Raw genomic sequence first — 20223 nt, forward strand, 5'->3', positions numbered from 1 at the left:
CTATCTTTTTCGAATGAAGCCCAGCACGAAAATCACCAGCAATAGCACGACATTCGACGCCACAAGAAACAACAGCAGCTTTGGGCCATATTGGTGAATCCAGCTGGGCAACACAGGGCTGTCACCGCGCCGAAAAGACAGCAACGTCATGGCAAAGGAAGATATCGCCAATGTGTCCAAACCGGCGATGAAATATAGCAGTTTTGACTGTATCTCGAGTTGCAGCTTGGATTTTTCGTCGCTGATAAAACCGACATAATTCCGAAAATCACAGGCCGCTTTGTAAAGGCTGTCAAAGTTATCTTCGATTTGCCAGCGCGTGTTGGTTGAATCGTAACACCGGGCAAGCCAGGGCTTCAGATTCGCCCGGTAATCAGCCCGCCTTTGACGGGCCACCTGCAGGAAAAAGATCAACTCATTCAGGGCGGTATTGAGTTCGCCAATTTTGCTGCCGTGATACGTTTCCGCGCGCTCATCCGCAGTATTGACGATCTTGTTACGAATACGGCGCGCTTTGATCCAGTCCAGTTGCAACCTGAACATCAGCGCAACGCAATAGAATTCCTCGGCCAGGTCTTTGCGAAGGATGGCAGAATAACTCCAGCCTCCGTAGATGATCCAATCCCCATTTTCTGCCGCCGACATCTCGCAATCTTCCAATATCAGCCCTTCCTCTTCGAACAATTTCGAAAGGCGTTCATGGAATGGTGCCGTGTCCACCCCGCCAAGGACGACTTGAATGGATGTGTCCGGATCAGCCTCAAGCCGCGATCCAACGCGAAGCTGCAAAACGGAAACAAGTGCGTCGACCAGTTCTGTAACTTCGGGAAGCGTGTGGTCACGGTAGTAAGGCCGCGGGTTTTCGGGCATGTGCGCAAGATCCGAGAAACTCGCGCCATAGACCAGACACATATCACCGGAAACCATCAGCAGAAGTTTGAAATACCACGCGTCGCAATGGGGTTCCGGGGATGTCACTAGATCCGACAGATCCCACTCAAGACAGGCATTGCAACGCAGTTCAGTCAGACTTTTTGGAAGGCGTTGCCAGAGAATGCGTGCAATTCATCAGTATGGTTTGCGTTAAGCCTGTTTTCCGAGATCTCCTCGGCCGCTTTTCCGCAAAGCACTGGTCTTTAAGGGACAATTTCTCGAATGACGGAAGACAGCCGGATACGAGTCTCGGTTTCCAGATGCACTGGATGAATAAGATGATGAGTGAACATATTCTCAATTGTTACGCAGGTATTTTCCGTGTGGAGAATTCAGATAAGTTTCGGGCACACCATGCTCGAGGTAATCAAGCGTCAATTCTTCTCCTTCACGAATATCTTTATTGGCCACAATGGCCCAATCGGTTCTGAGTATTGAGAGATTGGGTGTAAACGAATGGTTAATCAAAGCGTATTGGGTGGCAAACGGGCGGCAGAGAACTTTGCTTCCACCAATCCCGTTCCACTCCAGATCGCGATCTGTGGGGTGATGATCATAATCGACGATTTGGCCGTCTAAATACCCCAGAATAGCGCCAGTTTGGATATCGGACCGCGCAAACAAGCCTGTGCCGTGAATGTCACTGATACCCTCCAGGACTTTGTTCAAATTCTGGATGCGTGGTCCCGCCAACTCCACCGTCATTCCGGCCCCTTCTGTCGTCGCAACCGACTTTAGAAGCCGCTTTCAACCAAGACAAGCAATCCCTTAGCACGAGTCGCTTTCTAATGGGCCGTACGTTGGCGGTTCTGGCATCCGTCCATGTGACGGCTTCACCAACACCACCCTGGGTATATGTGCCAACGCACCTTTCCTAAGTTGTTTAATTATTAGGCACCCAGCGCCATCGGGTGCCTGTTTTCTCACCGTTTTTCCAAAAGCCCGTTAATCAGGCGCTAAAACCGCGTCTGCCTCTTTTTTCCGCGACTGCTGTCGGCTTCAACCCCTTCCACGCACGTAAAAGACGCAAAAAAGGAGACCGGCTGATGAATGGAGCCGATACCGCCTGGATCATAGTGGCAACCGCCCTGGTCCTGTTCATGACATTGCCGGGCCTGGCCCTGTTTTATGGCGGCCTCGTGCGCGCCCGCAACGTGCTGAGCGTCTTCATGCACTGTTTCAGCATTGCCTGTTTGATGAGCATCCTGTGGCTGATTGCGGGTTATTCCATCGCCTTTGGCGACGGTGGGTCGGGCCTCTGGGGCGGGCTGGGCAAAGCGTTTTTGAACGGTGTCGACGCCGACAGCCTGTCGGGTACCCTGCCCGAAGTTCTGTTTTTTGCCTTTCAGATGACCTTTGCCATCATCACCCCGGCCCTAATCGTCGGGGCCTATGTCGAACGTGTGGGGTTTGGGTTTGTCCTGATATTCTCAGCCCTTTGGATGTTGCTGTGTTACGCGCCCGTGGTGCATTGGATTTGGGGCGGCGGCATGCTGACCGATGGCGGTATTCTAGGAGAAGTTGGTGTCCGCGACTTCGCGGGTGGCATCGTCGTCCATGAAACGGCCGGTCTGGCTGCGCTGATCATCGCCATTGCACTTGGACCGCGCCGCAATCGCACGACGCCGCCGCATAACCCCGGCTTTGTCATGATTGGTGCCGCAATGCTATGGGTCGGCTGGTTCGGTTTCAATGGCGGTTCGCAACTGGCCGCTGATGGTGGTGCCGCGATGGCGATGACTGTCACGCATATCTCGGCGGCAACCGCATCACTGACATGGGCGCTGTACGAACGCATCAAATACGGCAAAGCCTCGATGGTGGGTCTGGTCACCGGTACAATCGCCGGTCTGGCCTCGATCACTCCGGCCTCGGGCTATGTCGATCCGGTGCAGGCGCTGATCATTGGTGCAGTCGCAGGGGTCCTGTGTCAGGAGGCGGTAAATGTCATCCGCAATATCTTCAAGATCGACGACACGCTGGACGTCTTTGCCGTTCATGGCGTAGGCGGCATCTTTGGCACGCTGATGATCGCTGTATTCGGTCTGGGCGCTTGGACCGCCCAGATTGGCGGGCTGGTGATTGTGGGTGCCTTTACGGCAGTTGTCACTTTTGTGTTGATCAAACTGGTTGCACTTATCACCCCGCTTCGCGTAGACGCAGAAACCGAGACAAACGGGCTCGATCTGTCGGTACACGGTGAACGGGCCTATGATATGAGCAGCTAAGCCCACCTTAGCTTGCGCGGCCCGCAAGGGCGCAAAGCGGACCTCTTGCGGGTCCGCTTTTCTTTTGCGGCTCAGCCCTCTCGACTCTGGCCCAAAGGACAGGCTATCAGCCCGCAATGTCATTTTGTCCCGAGGTTGCACCATGATCCCCAGCTCTTTCCCCGATAGCACCGAAATCGCCCGCCTGACCGCGCGGATGCTGCTGGAGATCAAAGCCGTCCACTTTAACTCGCGCGAGCCTTTCACGCTGGCCTCGGGCCTGCCCAGCCCGACCTATATCGATTGCCGCAAGCTGATCTCGTACCCGCGCATCCGCTCAACCCTGATGGATTTCCTGACTGTGACTGTGATGCGCGACGCAGGGTTTGAGGCGTTTGATAACATCGCAGGTGGTGAGACTGCAGGCATCCCCTTTGCCGCCATGGTGGCCGAGCGTATGGCGCTGCCGATGACCTATGTGCGCAAAAAGCCCAAAGGCTATGGCCGCAACGCCCGTATCGAAGGCGCCATGAGCGAAGGTGAGCGTGTATTGCTGGTCGAGGATCTGACCACCGATGGCGGCTCAAAACTGTCCTTTGTGGATGCGATCCGTGAAACTGGCGCGACCTGCGGGCATACGGCGGTGATCTTCTACTATGGCATTTTCCCCGAAACCGAAAAAACGCTGGGCGATCACGGCGTGAAGCTGCATCACCTTTGCACATGGCGGGATGTTTTGGCCGAGGCCAAAGCGCAGAAAGCCTTTGACCAAGAGACACTTGATGGTGTCGAGGCCTTCCTGAACGACCCGCGCGGATGGCAGGATGCGAATAAATCCACGTAAACTTGCTGTGGATTACTTGGGGATAAACGCCTGAGAATCGGCTTTGGGAAAACAATATATAGTGACATCTGCGCGATATCCTACATAATAGACCAAATCCATTCTGGAACTATGGCGTCTTCAAAACTTATCCCAAGGCGTTACCCATAGTTACCCACAAGTATTTCCAGATAGCCGGCACGCCGGTGTCGCGTGTAAGAACACCGTGGGCAGCGGGGACAAAATGAACGAGATAAGCAGTATCGAGCAGGCAGCGGCGAAGATTCAGAACGCCGAAACAATGCCGCATTCCATTGAAGCCGAGCAGCAGCTTCTGGGTGCGATCCTGACCAACAACGATCTTTATGACCGGGTGGCCTCGATCATCGGGTCCGAGCATTTTTATGATCCGGTCCACGCTCGCATCTACGAGGTTGCGGCCAATCGCATCGCCAAGAATGCGCTGGCCTCACCTGTGACGCTGAAATCCTTCATGGCCGAAGATGAAGGTCTGAAGGAACTGGGCGGGCCCGCCTATCTGGTGAAACTGGCCGGGGCCTCGATCAGTGCGTTTGCGGTGCATGACTATGCCCAGATGATCTATGATCTGGCTATTCGCCGCGAGTTGATCCGACTGGGACGGGACATCTCGGACAAGGCGGCGCGAGTGGATGTTTCCAGCGAGCCCAAAGAACAGATCGTCGAAGCCGAACAGCAACTTTATCAGTTATCCGAGCAGGGCCAGACCGAACAGGGTTTCCAATCTTTCCTCAAGGCGGTCACAGAAGCCGTCAACGTCACCAACGAAGCGTATCAGCGCGGTGGTGGCATGGCGGGAATTTCTACCGGTCTGGCCGACCTGGACAAACAGTTGGGCGGGCTGCACCCATCCGACTTGATTATTCTGGCGGGGCGTCCGTCGATGGGGAAAACCTCGTTGGCGACAAACGTGGCGTTCAACGTGGCCAAGGCCTATAAACGCGGCACCAAGCCCGATGGCACCGAGGGTGCGATTGATGGTGGCGTGGTTGGCTTCTTCTCACTTGAGATGAGCGCCGAGCAGCTTGCAGGCCGGGTTCTGGCCGAAGCGTCCGAGATTTCCAGCCACAAAATTCGTCAGGGTGACATGACGGAATCCGAATTCCGCCGCTTTGTCGACGCGGCCAAGGATCTGGAAGCCTGCCCTTTGTTCATCGACGACACCCCGGCCCTGCCGATCTCGCAGCTGGCCGCTCGCGCGCGGCGATTGAAGCGGACTCATGGGTTGGACCTGCTAGTGATCGACTATCTACAGTTGTGCCGCGGCATGGCCGAAAACCGGGTGAACGAAATCGCCGAGATTTCGATGGGAATGAAGGCCATCGCCAAGGAACTGAACATCCCGGTCATAGCTCTGTCGCAGCTTAGCCGTCAGGTAGAAAACCGAGACGACAAGCGCCCGCAATTGTCTGACCTGCGGGAATCGGGCTCGATCGAACAGGATGCCGACGTGGTGATGTTCGTGTTCCGCGAGGAATATTATAAGGAACGCGAAAAACCCGGCGATCACGAGCTGGAAAAGATGGAAGAGTGGAAACAGGCAATGGAGCGCTTGCATGCAAAGGCCGAGGTTATCGTCGGCAAGCAGCGTCACGGCCCCATCGGTACGGTCGAGTTGTCGTTCGAGGCTCAATTCACTCGGTTCGGTAACTTGGTAAAACCCTGGCAACAGGACGGCCAGATCGAAGGCTACTGACCTACCACATCTCAGGCTTATTGAATGCGCTGACACAGCGGGACGGACCCACAAGCGGCGCATCGTTACCACTCAAGGATTGCCCAAGCCAACCGTGTGGCATGCTCAGCGGCATGGGCGGTTGTGCGATTGTTTGTGCGATTGGTTGAAACCCAGTTTTGCAATAGTAAGCCGGATCACCATAAGTCACTGCATAATCAACCCCTTTATGGCGCAGCTGTTCCAATCCAAAGGTGATCAGTTTTTGACCAATGCCCGATTTTTGCCTGTCGGCACGCACGGCCACCGGTGACATCAGAAAGACCTGGCGCGGGTCCTGATCATAACTGAGCCGCGAGAATAGGATGCAACCTGCCAGATTGCGGTCGTCCAAAGCCAAAACGCCCAAAAGATCTCCATCGGGTGTTGAATGCAGCAGATCATCTACCAAGGCAGCAACCGCACGCCCTTCGCCCTCGCCCTCTGAGGCGGTGAAGACGTCCAGAAACAAGCCGGGCAGTTCAGCAGCCCGGGCACGGTAGTCGGCGGTCAGGTTCAGCATTACGGCCCCTTTCAGGTCGATCAACGGTCCCGTTTCATGCGCCGAGTTGAACACAAGGAAGACACAATGGCGAGACTTCGTCCGACGGCTTTTTTTAGCCGAGGCCATTGGTAACAAGCCACAAGCTGCGTAGGAACATTGCGAAGTGAACAAGAATCGCCGCCTACCCCCTTGACCTGCCGCAATCCAATGTCATGAACAGCATCATGAGTACCGCACGTTTGACGATCAATCTTCAGGCGCTCGCCAGCAACTGGCGGGCGCTCAATGCAAAAACGGATGTCGAGACCGGCGCCGTGGTCAAAGCTGACGCATATGGCCTGGGTGCCGGGCCGGTGTCTGCGACCCTGGCCGAAGAAGGCGTTCGCAAGTTCTTTGTCGCCGCCGCAGAAGAAGGTGCCGCCGTGCGCAAGGCCGTTGGACCCGATCCCCAGATTTTTGTCTTCTCGGGGTTCATGGAAGGTGACAACGGGCTGCACTTTGCTGACAACTTGATTCCTTTGATCAACTCTCCGGAACAGTTCAAACGCCTGCAACAAGCAATGCCGAGTCACCCGTTCGGAGTTCAATTGGACAGTGGAATGAATCGTCTGGGCCTTGAACCCGCCGATTGGGCCGCGCTGAGGTCCGAGATGGAAAGCCAGAACCCACAGGTAGTCATATCGCATCTGGCCTGCTCGGACGAACCTGACCATCCGATGAACCGTCAACAGCTTAAGACCTTCCGCGATATGACCGACGGTGTCACCGCGCCGCGGTCGCTGGCGGCAACGGCGGGCACGCTGATGGGCTCGGAATTCCACTTTGATTTCTGTCGTCCGGGCGTTGGTCTTTACGGCGGCATGCCATTTGCCGACGCCAAGCCCGTCGTGACCGTCGATCTGCCCGTCATTCAGGTACGCGCGGTCGAAGTTGGTGAAACCGTCGGCTATGGCGGCACTTGGCTCGCCCGGCGCCCATCGCGAATCGCAACCGTGGCCGCAGGGTATGCGGACGGGCTGCACCGGGCCATTGGCGGCGGTATCGACGCATTTGCCGGAGACCAGCCCTGCCCTGTGGTCGGTCGCATATCGATGGACCTGATCACCGTTGACGTCACTGACCTGCCCGAAGACCCGGAACGCCTGCGCATCCTGAACGGTCACCAGACGGTCGATGACCTGGCCGAGGCCGCAGGCACCATCGGGTATGAAATCCTCACATCGCTTGGCGCGCGTTATTCACGGGGTTACGTGGAATGAATCCTCTTTCTCTGTTGGGTGGGTTGGGTCGCGCGGTCCTGGCGCTGTTTGCCACCTTTGGCAAGGTTGCGCTGTTTACCATAGACGCGATCTCACACATCTTTCGTCCGCCCTACTACCCGCGCGAATTTATCGTCGCGCTGATGAACATCGGCTGGCTGTCCCTACCTGTTGTCGGCCTGACCGCAATTTTCACCGGTGGCGCGCTGGCGCTGCAAATCTATGCCGGTGGCGCCCGCTTCAACGCCGAGGCCGTGGTGCCGCAGATCGTTGCCATCGGTATGGTGCGCGAACTTGGCCCCGTGCTGGTGGGCCTGATGATTGCCGCCCGCGTGACCTCGTCCATCGCGGCCGAGATCGCCACCATGAAAGTGACTGAGCAGATCGACGCCCTGGTCACCCTGTCCACTCATCCGATGAAATACCTGACCGCCCCGCGTGTTCTGGCCGCGCTGATCACCGTGCCGCTGCTGGTCGGGATCGGAGATATCATTGGCATCGCGGGCGGTTATGTCGTTGCGACCCAAAATCTGGGGTTCAACCCGGCGACCTATCTGCTGAACACCGTTAATTTCCTTGAGGCCCATGACATCATGTCGTCGCTGGCCAAGGGCGCAGCCTTCGGCCTGATCGCGGCGGTCATGGGCTGCTTTTACGGCATGAACTCGGGCCGCGGCGCGCAGGGTGTGGGCCGCGCCACAAAATCCTCGGTCGAATCTGCTGCCATCATGATTTTGGCCACAAACTTCATTCTGACAGGGGTGTTCTTCTCACTATGATCCGGATGGAGAATGTACAGAAAGCCTTTGGCGACAATCGAGTTCTGCAGGGCATGAACCTTGAGATACCAAAGGGCACCTCGATGGTCATCATCGGTGGTTCGGGCACCGGCAAATCGGTGGCGCTAAAATGTATCCTTGGCCTGATCAAACCCGACAGCGGTATGATCTATGTGGATGGCAAAGACGCCACCAAAGGCGATAGGGATAAGTTTCTGGCCCGGTTCGGGATGCTGTTTCAGGGCGCTGCCCTGTTTGACTCGCTGCCCGTCTGGCAGAATGTCTCGTTCCGCCTGCTGCGCGGACCGTTGAAGCGCCCGCCGGAATACGCCCGCGAAATCGCTATCGAAAAACTGCGCCGCGTGGGTCTGAAATCCGACGTGGCCGACCGGTTTCCGTCGGAACTGTCGGGCGGCATGCAGAAACGCGTAGGCCTCGCCCGCGCCATCGCCGCCGAACCCGAGATCATTTTCTTTGACGAGCCCACCACCGGCCTCGATCCGATCATGTCCGGCGTCATCAACGATCTAATCCGCGAGATCGTGACCGAGATGGGCGCCACCGCGATGACCATCACCCACGACATGAGTTCCGTCCGCGCGATTGCCGATAACGTCGCCATGCTGCATGGGGGCGTCATCCAATGGACCGGCCCTGTTGGACAGATGGATGCCTCGGGTGATCCCTATGTGGAGCAGTTTATCAGCGGCAGTGCCGAGGGGCCGATTGAGGCGGTACGTTAAGGTCAGTTTTTGGCCATCCACCCCTTAGCCTTTTTGGCAACGTCCTCCGGCAGGGTTGCCGCGTGTCGTGTGTCCAGATTTAGAAGAACACATTTGAAAACCGTCATGAACGCAGTTTCACCATCCGCCACTTTCTTGAGAGTGTGACGAAAGGTCATCGACTTCCCTCAAATTTCAAGCACTTCGCTTTCCATCTCTATTGCTTCGCCGGCGCTCAGTTCAGCCCGAAAATCGCTGGAGGTATGGACGACGGCAAAAGACAGCTTTCGCCCGCTGCGCATATCTTCTGCCGTCAGCCCCATTTCCGCCTGCAGGGCAAATACAGAGTCGGAACAGGCAGCGAAATACTTCGAAACATTCATGTGCCCGAGGAAATCACAATCCGAAGGATCAACGATGGATTTGAAGGCCAAAAATGAAGGCATCGGATATTACTCCTTATTGAAGTCTGTCAATTGGCTTCATTTGTTTAAGTTAACACATACTTGTCCCAATAGATTGCCCCGAGCGAACCAGACTGGCTAAACCGAATGACACTCCGCCTCGCCACCCTCTCCCTTTTGATCCTCTACCCCATCGCATGGTTTGCCCCGCTGATGCGTGCCGGTCTGCTGCCGATTTTTGGCCTCAGCGAAATCAGCGTCATCACCGGGCTCCAGTCTCTTTGGAAATCCGACGTCTTTCTGGCGCTGATCGTCACCATCTTCGCCCTCGTCGCGCCTTACATCAAAACCATCGGCACCGCCCTGATACAGTGGGACCTGCTGGATGCCCGCGTCCAACCCGCGCTTAACATCCTCGGCAAACTGGCCATGGCCGACATCTTTCTGATCGCGCTCTATATCACTCTGGCCAAAGGCATCTCGTACGCGACCATCGAAACTGCATGGGGACTTTACCTGTTCACGGCCTGCATTCTGGCCTCGCTCGCGTTGGGCCACATTACCGAAATGACACGCAGATCACGAAATCCTCATAGCTAATTGATTGAAAACACTCATCTGAGTATCATCTTTATATTTCGAGCAGTGACAATTTGTAGTTTTCGGGTCCGTAGCGGATCAATCTGTGTGTTTTGGATGCTCTCCGCTTGGGCCTGGTGTGTACCGGTTCTAGAAGGAGTTCGTCGAACATGACTGCCCTCCATAACATTACATTGCAATTTCAGAATGCCTTTTTAAGACTGACTTTTTTCCTCATTTGCGCGGCGGCCCTGTTTGCCGTTTCAGCCACGCTTTTATCCGCTTTGGGTGTGTTACCCTGGCTCTCCATGCAAGCCGGATTTGGTGGCGGTCCGGTGACGGATGCGGGGATGTTTATTCAGATTGGCCTGACCGTTTTGATTCTCATGCTGGCGTTTTATCTGCCGGCCAATGCACGGATGATGGCGCTGGAAAACAATCACCGCAAATTTGCCCTGAACATGCACGACATATCAGACGCCTATCAAATGGCCCACGCAGCGGACCGTGGCGGCCTGTTCATGATGTCGTCCGAGTTTGACGCGGTCAAAGAACGCATGGCCTTTCTGTGCCAGCACCCTGACCTACAGACACTCGAGCCTGAAATCCTGGAACTGGCCGCACAGATGAGCCAGATCAGCCACGAACTGGCCGAAACCTATGGCGACGTGCGGATCAATCGTGCCCGAACCTTCCTGCAACAGCGTCAGGAAGAGATCGAACTGTTCCAGAAGCGTCTCGAAGAGGCTCAGGTGATCCAGAACGAACTGCGCCAATGGACGCGCGATGTCGAAATGGAAGAAACCATCGCCAAATCACAACTGGCCCGCTTGCGGGATGAACTGTTCGAGCTGTTGCCAGAATTGTCGGCTCAGCTGCAAACACCCCCCAAAGACAACACGACCAAAGCCTCAAGCGTGGTCGCAATGTCCCCGCCCCGTGCGGCGGAATAGGCGCCTCAGCGCCTTTGCCGCGGACGATGGCCCCTCGGGGCCTGAGGACGCGGCACCCCACCGGCGGAGATGAAAGCCCTGCAAGGGCTTGAAGAACCGCTCGTCCTCGGGCACCAAGGCCGCATGGCAAAGACGACTTTTTCCTGCTCGGCCTGTGGCGCGTCGCATTCGCGTTGGTCCGGGCGTTGCGACGCGTGCGGTGAATGGAACACCATCTCGCAAGACGTCCCCCTTTCGGCGGGCCCCGCCAAGAAATCCTTGGGCGGCAAACGCGGCCAGTCCATCGCACTCACCGATCTGTCGACCGAGGAAACACCCCCGCCCCGTACCCTTTGCGGGGTTGAGGAACTCGACCGCGTGCTTGGCGGCGGCCTTGTCCCCGCGTCGGCCCTGCTGGTGGGCGGTGACCCTGGCATCGGAAAATCCACCCTTCTGCTGCAGGCGGCGGCCCGTTTTTCCCGCGCTGGAGTGAAAACAATTTATATCTCGGGTGAGGAAGCCAGCGCGCAGGTTCGCATGCGTGCGCGTCGGTTAGGGCTAGAAGATGCCCCGGTGCAATTGGCTGCCGAAACCAACCTGCGCAATATCCTGACAACGCTTGAGGCTGAAAAACCCGGCCTCGCCATCATCGACTCGATCCAGACCATGTGGGCCGACAATGTCGACAGCGCACCAGGTTCGGTGTCACAAGTCCGGGCTGCCGCGCATGAATTGACCACGTTTGCGAAACGACACGGCGTGTCGATCGTCATGGTCGGCCATGTCACCAAGGAAGGCCAGATCGCAGGCCCCCGGGTGGTGGAACATATGGTCGATACGGTCCTTTACTTCGAAGGCGAGCGCGGCCATCAGTTCCGCATCCTGCGCGCCGTCAAGAACCGGTTTGGCCCCGCAGACGAAATCGGCGTGTTCGAGATGACCGGTAAAGGGCTGGCACAGGTCACAAACCCTTCTGCTCTGTTCCTGTCAGAACGCGGCACACCCAGCCCCGGATCGGCAGTCTTTGCAGGGATCGAAGGCACTCGCCCTGTGTTGGTTGAGTTGCAGGCGCTGGTCGCCCCATCCCCCCATTCTCAACCCCGCCGCACCGTCGTGGGATGGGACAGCGGACGGCTGGCGATGATCCTCGCCGTTCTCGAAGCGCGCTGCGGTGTCCCCTTTGCAGGCCTCGATGTTTATCTGAACGTGGCCGGAGGGATGAAAGTCAGCGAACCCGCCGCCGACCTTGCAGTGGCCGCAGCCCTGCTGAGTGCCCGCGAAGACACAGCTTTGCCCGCAGATACGGTGGTTTTCGGAGAAATCTCGTTATCCGGGGCACTTAGACCGGCCCCTCAGACCGAAAACAGGTTGAAAGAAGCGCAAAAACTTGGTTTCACATCGGCAATTGCTCCGGCGGGTGGCAAAACCGGTACTGTGGCAGGTCTGACACTCACCCGACCCTCTGATTTGGTGGGGTTTGTTGGCGAAACCTTCGGAGCAGGTTAAGGTAACGCCTTGAGGGGCTGAAAAAAAGTACAGGCGAGGGCCATGGAAGGTTTTACAATTATCGACGGGGTGGTTGCCCTGATCATCGTCGTGTCGGGCCTGCTGGCCTATTCACGCGGATTTTTACGTGAGGTTTTGGCCATTGCCGGCTGGGTCGCAGCCGCTGTTCTGGCCTTCATTTTTGCACCCCAGGCCGTTCCGCTGGTGAAAGAGATCCCGGTCGTCGGAGATTTCCTGCGTGATAGCTGCGAATTGTCGGTGATCACCGGCTTTGCCGCCGTGTTTGCAATCGCTCTGATCGTGGTCAGCATCTTTACACCGCTGTTTTCGTCAATCGTGCAACGCTCGGCCATTGGCGGGTTGGATCAGGCGCTTGGCTTATTCTTCGGCATCGCGCGTGGCATCCTGTTGGTTGCTATCGCCTTCTTTGTCTATGACACGGTCATGACCGGCCAGTCTTATACGATGGTCGACGAAAGCCGTTCTGCCAAAGTTTTCGAACAGTTCAGCGACCGGATCGAAGAACAAAATCCCGAACAATGGCTGGGTTGGGTCACCCAACAATATGAAGAGCTTGTGGCAAGCTGCGGTGCCGGCACCGAGGCGCCAGAGGCCTCGGAAACCACGGCACCGGCCGCAACTGAATAAGAAAAAGCCCGGCATTGACCGGGCTTTTTTCTTACCTGCCTATCAGACATATTCCGTTAGAAAACCTTCTCCGCCGCAGACTGTGCATCTGGTGTTCTTCAGGCCAAAGCACCCCTCGCAGCGGCCCATTATGGGTTTACCGTGGATATCGCGGCTTTTGATCACCTCGCCTGAGCCATTGCAAATGGGGCAAGGCGACCGGCCCATGCCACGGCAACGATGGCACCGGCGTTTCACCGGGTCTTCCTTTTTTCTTCCTTGCTTGTGTTCCCACATGGCTGACGTCCTATCAAAACTCACATACTGGGTAAAAAAACCGCTACTTGCACTATGACAGCACAAGCATGCCATTATGTCACCTATTCCAGTCACCTTTCATAAAACGCACCTGCGACGATGGGTGAATGTGATCCTTTGATGACACAGGCGGCATTAGGCATTATGTGGAGGCCGAACTGACATGGAATCGGAGCCACCGATCTTGCTGTACCTGTTTTCTCTCGCGCTTGCCCTCGTGACTTTGGCGCGTTTGCATCATCAGCCGGGATGGAAGCAAGGCGCATTGGCATACCCATGCAGACGTTCAGATCATCACCGCTAGTCAAAACGTCATGGAAATTGGAGCCCGTACATGTGTGGGATTTTAGGGATCGCAAGCAGGACACATGATGTCTTTGCGGAAATCTATGACGGGCTGCTGATGCTGCAGCACCGGGGTCAGGATGCCTCAGGGATCGTCACCTATAACGGTGAATTCTTCCGTGAAAAGAAGGCAAACGGTCTAGTCAAAGACGTGTTCAACGCACAAGACGCCGAGACCTTGCTGGGCAAGATCGGAATGGGCCATGTGCGGTACCCAACCGCCGGATCGCTTAGCGCATCCGAGGCGCAGCCGTTCTTTGTGAATGCCCCTTATGGCATCTATCTGGTCCACAATGGCAACATCACCAACACCGCCGAACAGCGTGAAAAGGTGACCGCCAAATACAGTCGCCACCTGCGCACCACGTCGGATTCGGAAATCCTGCTGAACGTGCTGGCCGACAAGGTTGCCGATGCGATCAAGGTCAACGGCAATGGCGAACCGATCCGCAACATCTTTGCTGGCGTGAAGATGACGATGGAGCGAATCCAAGGCGCCTATTCTGTAATCTGCCTAGTTGCCGGTGTCGGCATGCTGGCGTTCCGCGATCCTTATGGCATCCGCCCTCTTTCCGTCGCCAAGCGTGATGTGGACGGCGACGGCGACGATTACGCCTTTGCCTCAGAGGATGTCGCCTTTGGGATCAACGGCTTTGAAAAGCTGCGCGATCTCAATCCCGGCGAGGCGATCCTGATTGATCTGGATGGAAACATGCACACCTTCCAGGCGGTCGAAGGTCAACTGACCCCGTGTATCTTTGAATATGTCTACCTGGCCCGCCCGGATTCGCTGCTGGATGGTGTTTCGGTTTACAAAACCCAGATGCGCATGGGTCAGACGCTGGCTCGCCAGATCGAGGCCGCAGGGCTTGAGATCGACCGCATCATCCCCGTGCCCGACAGCGCCCGCCCCGTGGCGCTTGAGGTGGCCAAGGCCACCGGCATTCCCTACCGCGAAGGTTTGGTCAAAAACCGCTATGTCGGGCGAACATTCATCATGCCCGGCCAGGAAGAGCGTCAGAAATCGGTGCGCCGCAAGCTGAACGCCGTACCGTTGGAGTTCCGCGATCACAACGTTCTGCTGATCGACGACTCCATCGTGCGCGGCAACACGATCAAGAAGATCGTGCAGATGTGTCGCGAAGCCGGGGCTAAAAAAGTGTACATCGCCAGCGCCTCACCGCCGGTAAAATTCCCTAACGTCTATGGCATCGACATGCCCACCAAGCATGAATTGATCGCCAATGGCAAAGATATCGAAGAAATCCGTCAGGAAGTCGGCGCAGATGCCCTGTTCTATCAGGACCTCGACGACCTGATCTGGGCCGCCAAAGAGGGCAACCCCGAGATCGAAGCCTTTGACTGTTCCTGTTTCGACGGCAATTACATCACCGGCAGCGTCAGCGACGACTATCTGGACAGTCTCGAAAACAGCAACCGGGTCAGCAAGAAACGGGCAGATATGCAGGTTCCTGGCGGATCGTGGAACAGCGCAAAGCTGGCTTCGGGATAAGCTCTGATCCGAATCGACCTTACTTTTGGCCCGTTTCACCGATGTGATGCGGGCCTTTTTCTGCCTGCCTGACGGGCAGCATCGGAAGATTTCCGCCACAACCCATCGGTGAAGAAATTGCAATCGCAAGGGCTTCGCCGCAATGCGGAATCCCATTGGGAAACGCTCGGCCATTCGGGCTTTTCCTTTCTGAACCGGTTTGGTAGCCCGCAGGTTGCCAACCACTCAATCAAGGGGTCGGACCGCTGCGGTCAGGCCGGAATTCATGTCAAACGCCACTGTCAAAAGCGCGGCCACGCAAAAAGGCGCGCTGAAAAAAAGCTCTTTGTCTGTTTTGGGGATCTTTGGCCCGAAATCGGACATGCGGGCCCTCATGCGTATGTCTTCGGGACGTGTAAAAGAGGTCAAGCTGGGCAGCCGCGTGTCTTCGGGCACCGTCGTTGCCATTGATGCCGACGGCGTAATGCTGCGACAAAGCGGCCAGACCAAGCGGATCGTTATACCCGGCAGTTAATCTGGCTTGACGCCCTGCGTGCGGGGGTTCAAACCCCTGTCATGACCGATCAGACCAAAATTGCCCTCGTTACCGGGGCCTCTCGTGGGTTGGGCGCTGCCCTGGCCGAGGCACTGGCACCCGAATATCACATTGTCGCCGTCGCCCGCACCACCGGCGGGCTGGAAGAGCTGGATGACCGCATTCGGGCCAAAGGCGGTGCCGCAACCCTGGCGCCGATGGATATCGCTGACCCAAACGCCATGGCGACCTTGTGCCGGGGCATCCATGATCGCTGGGGCAAGGTGGATTTGTGGCTGCACACGGCCGTTCACACCTCGGCCCTGACGCCCACACATTTCATCGACCCAAAAGAGTGGACTAAGGCCGTTAATACCAACGCCACGGCGACATCAGTTCTGATCCCCTATATTGCCCCCCTATTGGGCGAAACCGGCCACGCGGTGTTCTTTGACGATCCGAAAGCTGGTCAGAAGTTTTATGGCATCTACGGGGCGACGAAGGCGGCGCAGATGGCGCTGGCGCGTGGTTGGGCGCAAGAGACCGAACGCACCGGCCCGCGGGTTTCCATTGTCGAGCCTGCCCCGATGCCAACCGCCGTACGTGCGCGATTCCATCCCGGTGAAGATCGCGATGCGTTGGCCAGCACGGCAGACGAAGCCGCGCGGATTTTGTCTTTGCTGTAAGGAATGGCCCTTTGGGCCATGCCTCCGGCGTGAGTATTTGGAAAAAGATGAAACGGGCGGGTTAGGCGATATGCACGCCGTTGCGCCCGGCCAGATCGACGAAGAATTGCCATGCCACACGGCCTGACCGCGCGCCCCGCGTTGCCTGCCATTCGATGGCTTCGGCACGCAGGGTTTCAGCGTCAACCGACACGCCATATGCCCTGCAATAGCGGTCGATCATCGCCAGGTATTCATCCTGATCACAAGGGTGGAAGCCGAGCCACAGGCCGAACCGATCAGACAGCGAAACCTTTTCCTCGACCGCCTCAGACGGGTTGATCGCGCTGGAGCGTTCGTTTTCGATCATGTCGCGCGGCATCAGGTGGCGGCGGTTCGAAGTCGCGTAGAATACGACGTTCTCTGGGCGCCCTTCGATCCCCCCGTCCAGCACCGCCTTGAGCGATTTATAGTGCTGGTCGTCATGACTAAACGACAAGTCATCGCAGAACAGGATGAAACGATGCGGCGCGGCGCGCAGGTGGTTCAGCAGGCGGGCGACCGAGCCCATATCCTCGCGCTGGAGTTCCACTAACTTCAGATCTGGGAATTCCATCTGCAGCATGCCGTGAACGGCTTTGACAAGGCTGGATTTCCCCATCCCCCGCGCGCCCCAGAGCAGCGCGTTGTTGGCTTTGAACCCGGCAGCAAACCTGCGCGTATTGTCCAGCAGTGTGTCGCGAGACCGATTGATGCCCACCAGCAAATCCAGATCGACGCGATTGACCTGCGTGACAGGCTCTAGCCGGTCCGGTTCAACATGCCAAACAAACGCCGGGGCTGCCGCGAAATCAGGCGCGGCCAGTGGGGCTGGCGCCATCCGTTCCAGCGCGTCGGCGATACGGTTCAGGGCTTGGTCATCCATTGGGGCCTCCGGTCATGCATTGCCGGGTTCAAACCATGTTCCAAGCGGCACAACAAGGGCCGGACATGAAAAAGGCGCGCCGGTTAAGCGCGCCTGTCGCATGGTTTTCAGCGGGGTTACTTGCCGTCTTCTTCCCGCAAGATCTCTTCGTCGGCTTCTTCTTCATCGTCATAGTAGCCGTCGGCGCGCAGTTGTTCTTCGCGTTTTTTCTCAACCCGGGCGACGAGGAAAATCGAAATCTCATAAAGGCCGTAGACGACAACGAAGAGAATGACCTGCGTGATCACATCAGGCGGTGTCACCAGCGCGGCAAGCACCAGAATGGCAACCACCGCGTATTTCCGCACGGAGCCCAACCCTTCGGCCGTAACCAGCCCCGCCTTGCCCATGAGGGTCAACAAAACGGGCAGTTGGAAACACAGGCCAAAGGCCACGATGAACTTGATCGTCAGGTTCAGGTATTCCTGCGCCGAGCCCTGAAAGACCACGCTGAGTGGAGCCGCGGTTGCGCCTTCCACCACGGCCTCACCTTCGGCGCCAAATTGCTGGAACCCGAGGAAGAAGTCATAAGCCAACGGCGTCACGACATAGAACGCAAAGCTTGCCCCCAGAAGGAACATGAAGGGCGAGGCCAGCATGAATGGCAGGAACGCGTTCTTTTCCGATCGGTACAGGCCCGGCGCCACGAAGCGCCACATCTGCATCCCGATATATGGGAAGGCCAGAATAAAGCCGCCCAGCAGCGAGACCTTGATGGCGACGAAGAACCCTTCCTGCGGTGAGATGAAAATCAAACCGCAATCCTGACCGCGTTCGGCCAGCACTTCGCACAAAGGGTTGGTCAAGAAATTGAAAAGCGGCGTTGCCACGGTGAAACAGATGATCATCCCGACCAGAAACGCCACGACGCAGTGGATCAACCGCGTGCGCAGTTCCGCCAGATGCTCGATCAGCGGGGCTGAGCTGTCTTCGATCTCGTCGGTCTTTGTCATGTCTTGCTTTCAGTCTTCAGCGCGGCCTCGGCCTCTTCGGCTTTGGCCAGTGCATCCGCCGCTTCTTTGGCCTTACGCTCGGCAGCTGCACGTGCAGTCGAGGCCTGTATTTTCTTGGCCTGCTCGGCCCGTTCTGCTGCCAGCTTGCCGGTCTCGCTGTCGGGGTCGAACTTGGTGGGGTCGATGCTTTTGGCAACGTCCCGCGCCGCCTCGTTAACGCTGTCCATGGCGGTGCTGACGGGATTGGCCGCCGCGTTCAGACCTTTTTTGATCTCGTTCACACCGGCCTGATCCGCGGCTTCGTTCATGGCGCTGCTGAATTCCCGCGCCATGCCGCGGGCCTTGCCGACCCAGCGACCGACATTGCGAAACAGCACCGGCAGGTCCTTTGGCCCCACAACGATCAGGGCAACAATGCCGATGACCAGAAGCTCGGTCCAACCCAGATCAAACATCTGCGCTTAGACCTTGTCTTTGTCGGTCTCGGGCGTGACGTCCTTGGCCACCTCGGCAGCATCCTGCTCCAGCTCGTCCGCGCCTTCTTTGACGCCCTTCTTGAACGAGGTAATGCCCTTGCCCACTTCACCCATCAACGAGCTGATTTTACCGCGGCCAAACAGCACCAGCACCACAACGGCGATCAGCAGCAGACCGGGAAGGCCGATATTGTTGAGCATGTCTCTTCTCCTTGTACATCGGCGCGCTGCGCCGGGAATGTGATCTGGGTCCGTGTCTACGCCTGCAAGGCCCTGCGCAAAAGTGCGCCAGATCAATTCCGCGTTCAAAATTGATCCAATCACGCATTTTTTGCAGACTGGCATTTCTCAACTGACAGGTTTATGTCAGTTGAAGGGCATTAGGAACAGGGCATCGAAACCTGGTCAACGGAGAATCAAATGACCCATGTTGCTGAAATCGTCACCTTCACCCTCGCCAACGGGACAACACCGGAAGAATTCGTGAAGCTTAGCCAGGCGTCCGAGGCGTTTGTCCGCGCGGCCCCCGGTTTTGCCCACCGTCAGCTGAGCCAGGGTGAAGATGGCCGCTGGACCGACTATGTCGTCTGGACAGATATGAAGGCCGCGCAGGACGCAGCCGCACAATTTCCGCAACAGGAATGTGCCGCTGGCATGATGGCGGCCATCAACCCTGAAAGCGTCCAAATGCGCCACGAGAATGTGCTATGGAACATGACCGCATAAACGCGGTCCGGGCGGCGTGTCATGCGCCGCTCTGATCGTCTGTTCGACATCATCCAGATCCTGCGCGACGGCAAACTGCACCGCGCGCAGGATATTGCGGATCGGCTAGAGGTATCGGTTCGCACGATCTATCGCGATATGGACACGCTGGTGGCTTCGGGCATTCCGGTCGAGGGTGAACGCGGCGTAGGCTATATGGTTCGCGAGCAAATCACCCTGCCCCCGCTGAACCTAACCCCGGCCGAGCTTGAAGCGCTGAACCTCGGCATGGCCATCGTGGCCGAGGCCGCAGACCCCGACCTAAAGGCCGCCGCCGAAACTCTGGCTGACAAGATTGATGCTGTATTACCCACTCAGGTCGTCGCCGAAGCAGACACGTGGAAATTCGCGGTCTACCCCTTTGCTGATGCCGCGCGGGGGCTGGCACATATGGCCCCGATCCGGTCCGCGATCAAAACCCGACAAAAACTGCACTTGTCCTATCGCCGCATCGACGGGGTTTTGACAGACCGAACCATCCGTCCGTTGCATATGGAATACTGGGGCCGCGTCTGGACCCTTACCGCGTGGTGTGAGCTACGCGAAGGGTTCCGCGTGTTTCGCATCGACCTGATCGAAACCGTCTCACCCCTACCGGAAATCTTTGCCGATGAACCTGGAAAACGGCTGAGCGACTACGACCCTCACGCGTGATCCGCCGCCGCTTCATCTGGCTATAAA

General features: G+C 57.2%; 23 protein-coding genes. 15 read left to right on the plus strand and 8 right to left on the minus strand.

The genetic code is table 11. From position 1 onward, the window contains the following. Complete coding sequence (locus tag AB1A64_RS05145; protein ID WP_366550440.1) at positions 1-978, minus strand: hypothetical protein; 978 nt, start codon at positions 976-978, stop codon at positions 1-3. 252 nt (positions 979-1230) lie between these two features. Beyond that, complete coding sequence (locus AB1A64_RS05150) at positions 1231-1638, minus strand: SET domain-containing protein (protein WP_366550441.1); 408 nt, start codon at positions 1636-1638, stop codon at positions 1231-1233. Positions 1639-1979: 341 nt separating this feature from the next. Here AB1A64_RS05150 and AB1A64_RS05155 point away from each other — a divergent pair, with 341 nt between their 5' ends. The 3 genes from AB1A64_RS05155 (at position 1980) to AB1A64_RS05165 (ending at position 5698) form a co-directional block, all read left to right on the plus strand. After that, positions 1980-3161 (plus strand): ammonium transporter, encoded by a 1182-nt coding sequence (locus tag AB1A64_RS05155; protein WP_366550442.1) that lies wholly within the window; start codon positions 1980-1982, stop codon positions 3159-3161. Positions 3162-3303: 142 nt separating this feature from the next. Then, the gene (locus tag AB1A64_RS05160) at positions 3304-3984 is read left to right on the plus strand and encodes an orotate phosphoribosyltransferase (protein ID WP_366550443.1); all 681 of its coding nucleotides are present in this window, start codon (positions 3304-3306) and stop codon (positions 3982-3984) included. Positions 3985-4207: 223 nt separating this feature from the next. Continuing rightward, a complete protein-coding gene (locus AB1A64_RS05165) occupies positions 4208-5698 on the plus strand; it encodes a replicative DNA helicase (RefSeq protein WP_170348898.1) in 1491 nt (496 codons plus the stop codon). Position 5699: 1 nt separating this feature from the next. Here AB1A64_RS05165 and AB1A64_RS05170 read toward each other — a convergent pair whose 3' ends face one another. After that, entirely contained in the window at positions 5700-6263 is a 564-nt protein-coding gene (locus tag AB1A64_RS05170) for an N-acetyltransferase (RefSeq protein ID WP_366550444.1), read from the minus strand. A gap of 182 nt (positions 6264-6445) precedes the next feature. Between AB1A64_RS05170 and alr the strand changes: the two genes are divergently transcribed. From alr to AB1A64_RS05185, 3 genes are read left to right on the plus strand one after another with little or no spacing between them, the layout of a single operon-like run. Then, positions 6446-7480 (plus strand): alanine racemase, encoded by a 1035-nt coding sequence (alr, locus tag AB1A64_RS05175; RefSeq protein ID WP_366550445.1) that lies wholly within the window; start codon positions 6446-6448, stop codon positions 7478-7480. Next, a complete protein-coding gene (locus AB1A64_RS05180) occupies positions 7477-8259 on the plus strand; it encodes an ABC transporter permease (RefSeq protein ID WP_170348900.1) in 783 nt (260 codons plus the stop codon). The genes alr and AB1A64_RS05180 overlap by 4 nt, the downstream gene beginning before the upstream one ends. Then, a complete protein-coding gene (locus AB1A64_RS05185; RefSeq protein ID WP_170514578.1) occupies positions 8256-9002 on the plus strand; it encodes an ATP-binding cassette domain-containing protein in 747 nt (248 codons plus the stop codon). Before AB1A64_RS05180 ends, AB1A64_RS05185 begins: the two co-directional genes overlap by 4 nt. A gap of 167 nt (positions 9003-9169) precedes the next feature. Here AB1A64_RS05185 and AB1A64_RS05190 read toward each other — a convergent pair whose 3' ends face one another. Beyond that, a complete protein-coding gene (locus AB1A64_RS05190) occupies positions 9170-9427 on the minus strand; it encodes an acyl-CoA thioesterase (protein ID WP_366550446.1) in 258 nt (85 codons plus the stop codon). Positions 9428-9532: 105 nt separating this feature from the next. Here AB1A64_RS05190 and AB1A64_RS05195 point away from each other — a divergent pair, with 105 nt between their 5' ends. The 7 genes from AB1A64_RS05195 (at position 9533) to AB1A64_RS05225 (ending at position 16405) form a co-directional block, all read left to right on the plus strand. Continuing rightward, complete coding sequence (locus AB1A64_RS05195) at positions 9533-9985, plus strand: paraquat-inducible protein A (RefSeq protein ID WP_366550447.1); 453 nt, start codon at positions 9533-9535, stop codon at positions 9983-9985. Between the two features lie 149 nt (positions 9986-10134). Beyond that, positions 10135-10917, plus strand: a complete 783-nt coding sequence (locus tag AB1A64_RS05200) for a DNA repair protein (protein WP_366550448.1) — start codon at positions 10135-10137, stop codon at positions 10915-10917. Positions 10918-11040: 123 nt separating this feature from the next. Continuing rightward, positions 11041-12402, plus strand: coding sequence for a DNA repair protein RadA (radA, locus tag AB1A64_RS05205; RefSeq protein WP_170514589.1), 1362 nt, complete (start codon positions 11041-11043; stop codon positions 12400-12402). Between the two features lie 42 nt (positions 12403-12444). After that, positions 12445-13050, plus strand: a complete 606-nt coding sequence (locus tag AB1A64_RS05210; protein ID WP_366550449.1) for a CvpA family protein — start codon at positions 12445-12447, stop codon at positions 13048-13050. 631 nt (positions 13051-13681) lie between these two features. Next, positions 13682-15205 (plus strand): amidophosphoribosyltransferase, encoded by a 1524-nt coding sequence (gene purF, locus AB1A64_RS05215; RefSeq protein WP_366550450.1) that lies wholly within the window; start codon positions 13682-13684, stop codon positions 15203-15205. 265 nt (positions 15206-15470) lie between these two features. Beyond that, positions 15471-15719: a hypothetical protein gene (locus AB1A64_RS05220; RefSeq protein WP_366550451.1), complete on the plus strand. Its 249-nt coding sequence runs from the start codon at positions 15471-15473 to the stop codon at positions 15717-15719. A 41-nt stretch (positions 15720-15760) separates the two neighbouring features. After that, positions 15761-16405: an SDR family NAD(P)-dependent oxidoreductase gene (locus AB1A64_RS05225; RefSeq protein WP_366550452.1), complete on the plus strand. Its 645-nt coding sequence runs from the start codon at positions 15761-15763 to the stop codon at positions 16403-16405. Between the two features lie 61 nt (positions 16406-16466). On the opposite strand, the gene AB1A64_RS05230 is transcribed toward AB1A64_RS05225, so the two are convergent. The 4 genes from AB1A64_RS05230 to AB1A64_RS05245 form a co-directional block, all read right to left on the minus strand. Beyond that, positions 16467-17309, minus strand: a complete 843-nt coding sequence (locus AB1A64_RS05230; protein ID WP_366550453.1) for an ATP-binding protein — start codon at positions 17307-17309, stop codon at positions 16467-16469. Between the two features lie 116 nt (positions 17310-17425). After that, a complete protein-coding gene (gene tatC, locus AB1A64_RS05235; protein ID WP_366550454.1) occupies positions 17426-18301 on the minus strand; it encodes a twin-arginine translocase subunit TatC in 876 nt (291 codons plus the stop codon). After that, complete coding sequence (gene tatB, locus AB1A64_RS05240; protein ID WP_170348912.1) at positions 18298-18756, minus strand: Sec-independent protein translocase protein TatB; 459 nt, start codon at positions 18754-18756, stop codon at positions 18298-18300. The genes tatC and tatB overlap by 4 nt, the downstream gene beginning before the upstream one ends. 6 nt (positions 18757-18762) lie before the next feature. Then, on the minus strand, positions 18763-18978 hold the full coding sequence (locus AB1A64_RS05245; protein ID WP_298382271.1) for a twin-arginine translocase TatA/TatE family subunit: 216 nt from the start codon (positions 18976-18978) through the stop codon (positions 18763-18765). Positions 18979-19197: 219 nt separating this feature from the next. Between AB1A64_RS05245 and AB1A64_RS05250 the strand changes: the two genes are divergently transcribed. Together AB1A64_RS05250 and AB1A64_RS05255 are read left to right on the plus strand one after the other, a co-directional pair. Continuing rightward, entirely contained in the window at positions 19198-19503 is a 306-nt protein-coding gene (locus AB1A64_RS05250) for a hypothetical protein (protein ID WP_366550455.1), read from the plus strand. A 21-nt stretch (positions 19504-19524) separates the two neighbouring features. Then, complete coding sequence (locus tag AB1A64_RS05255; protein ID WP_366550456.1) at positions 19525-20196, plus strand: YafY family protein; 672 nt, start codon at positions 19525-19527, stop codon at positions 20194-20196. Positions 20197-20223 lie beyond the last annotated feature (27 nt).

The sequence above is a fragment of the Ruegeria sp. ANG10 genome (assembly GCF_040705255.1).
In the GTDB taxonomy this organism is placed as follows: Bacteria; Pseudomonadota; Alphaproteobacteria; order Rhodobacterales; family Rhodobacteraceae; genus Ruegeria.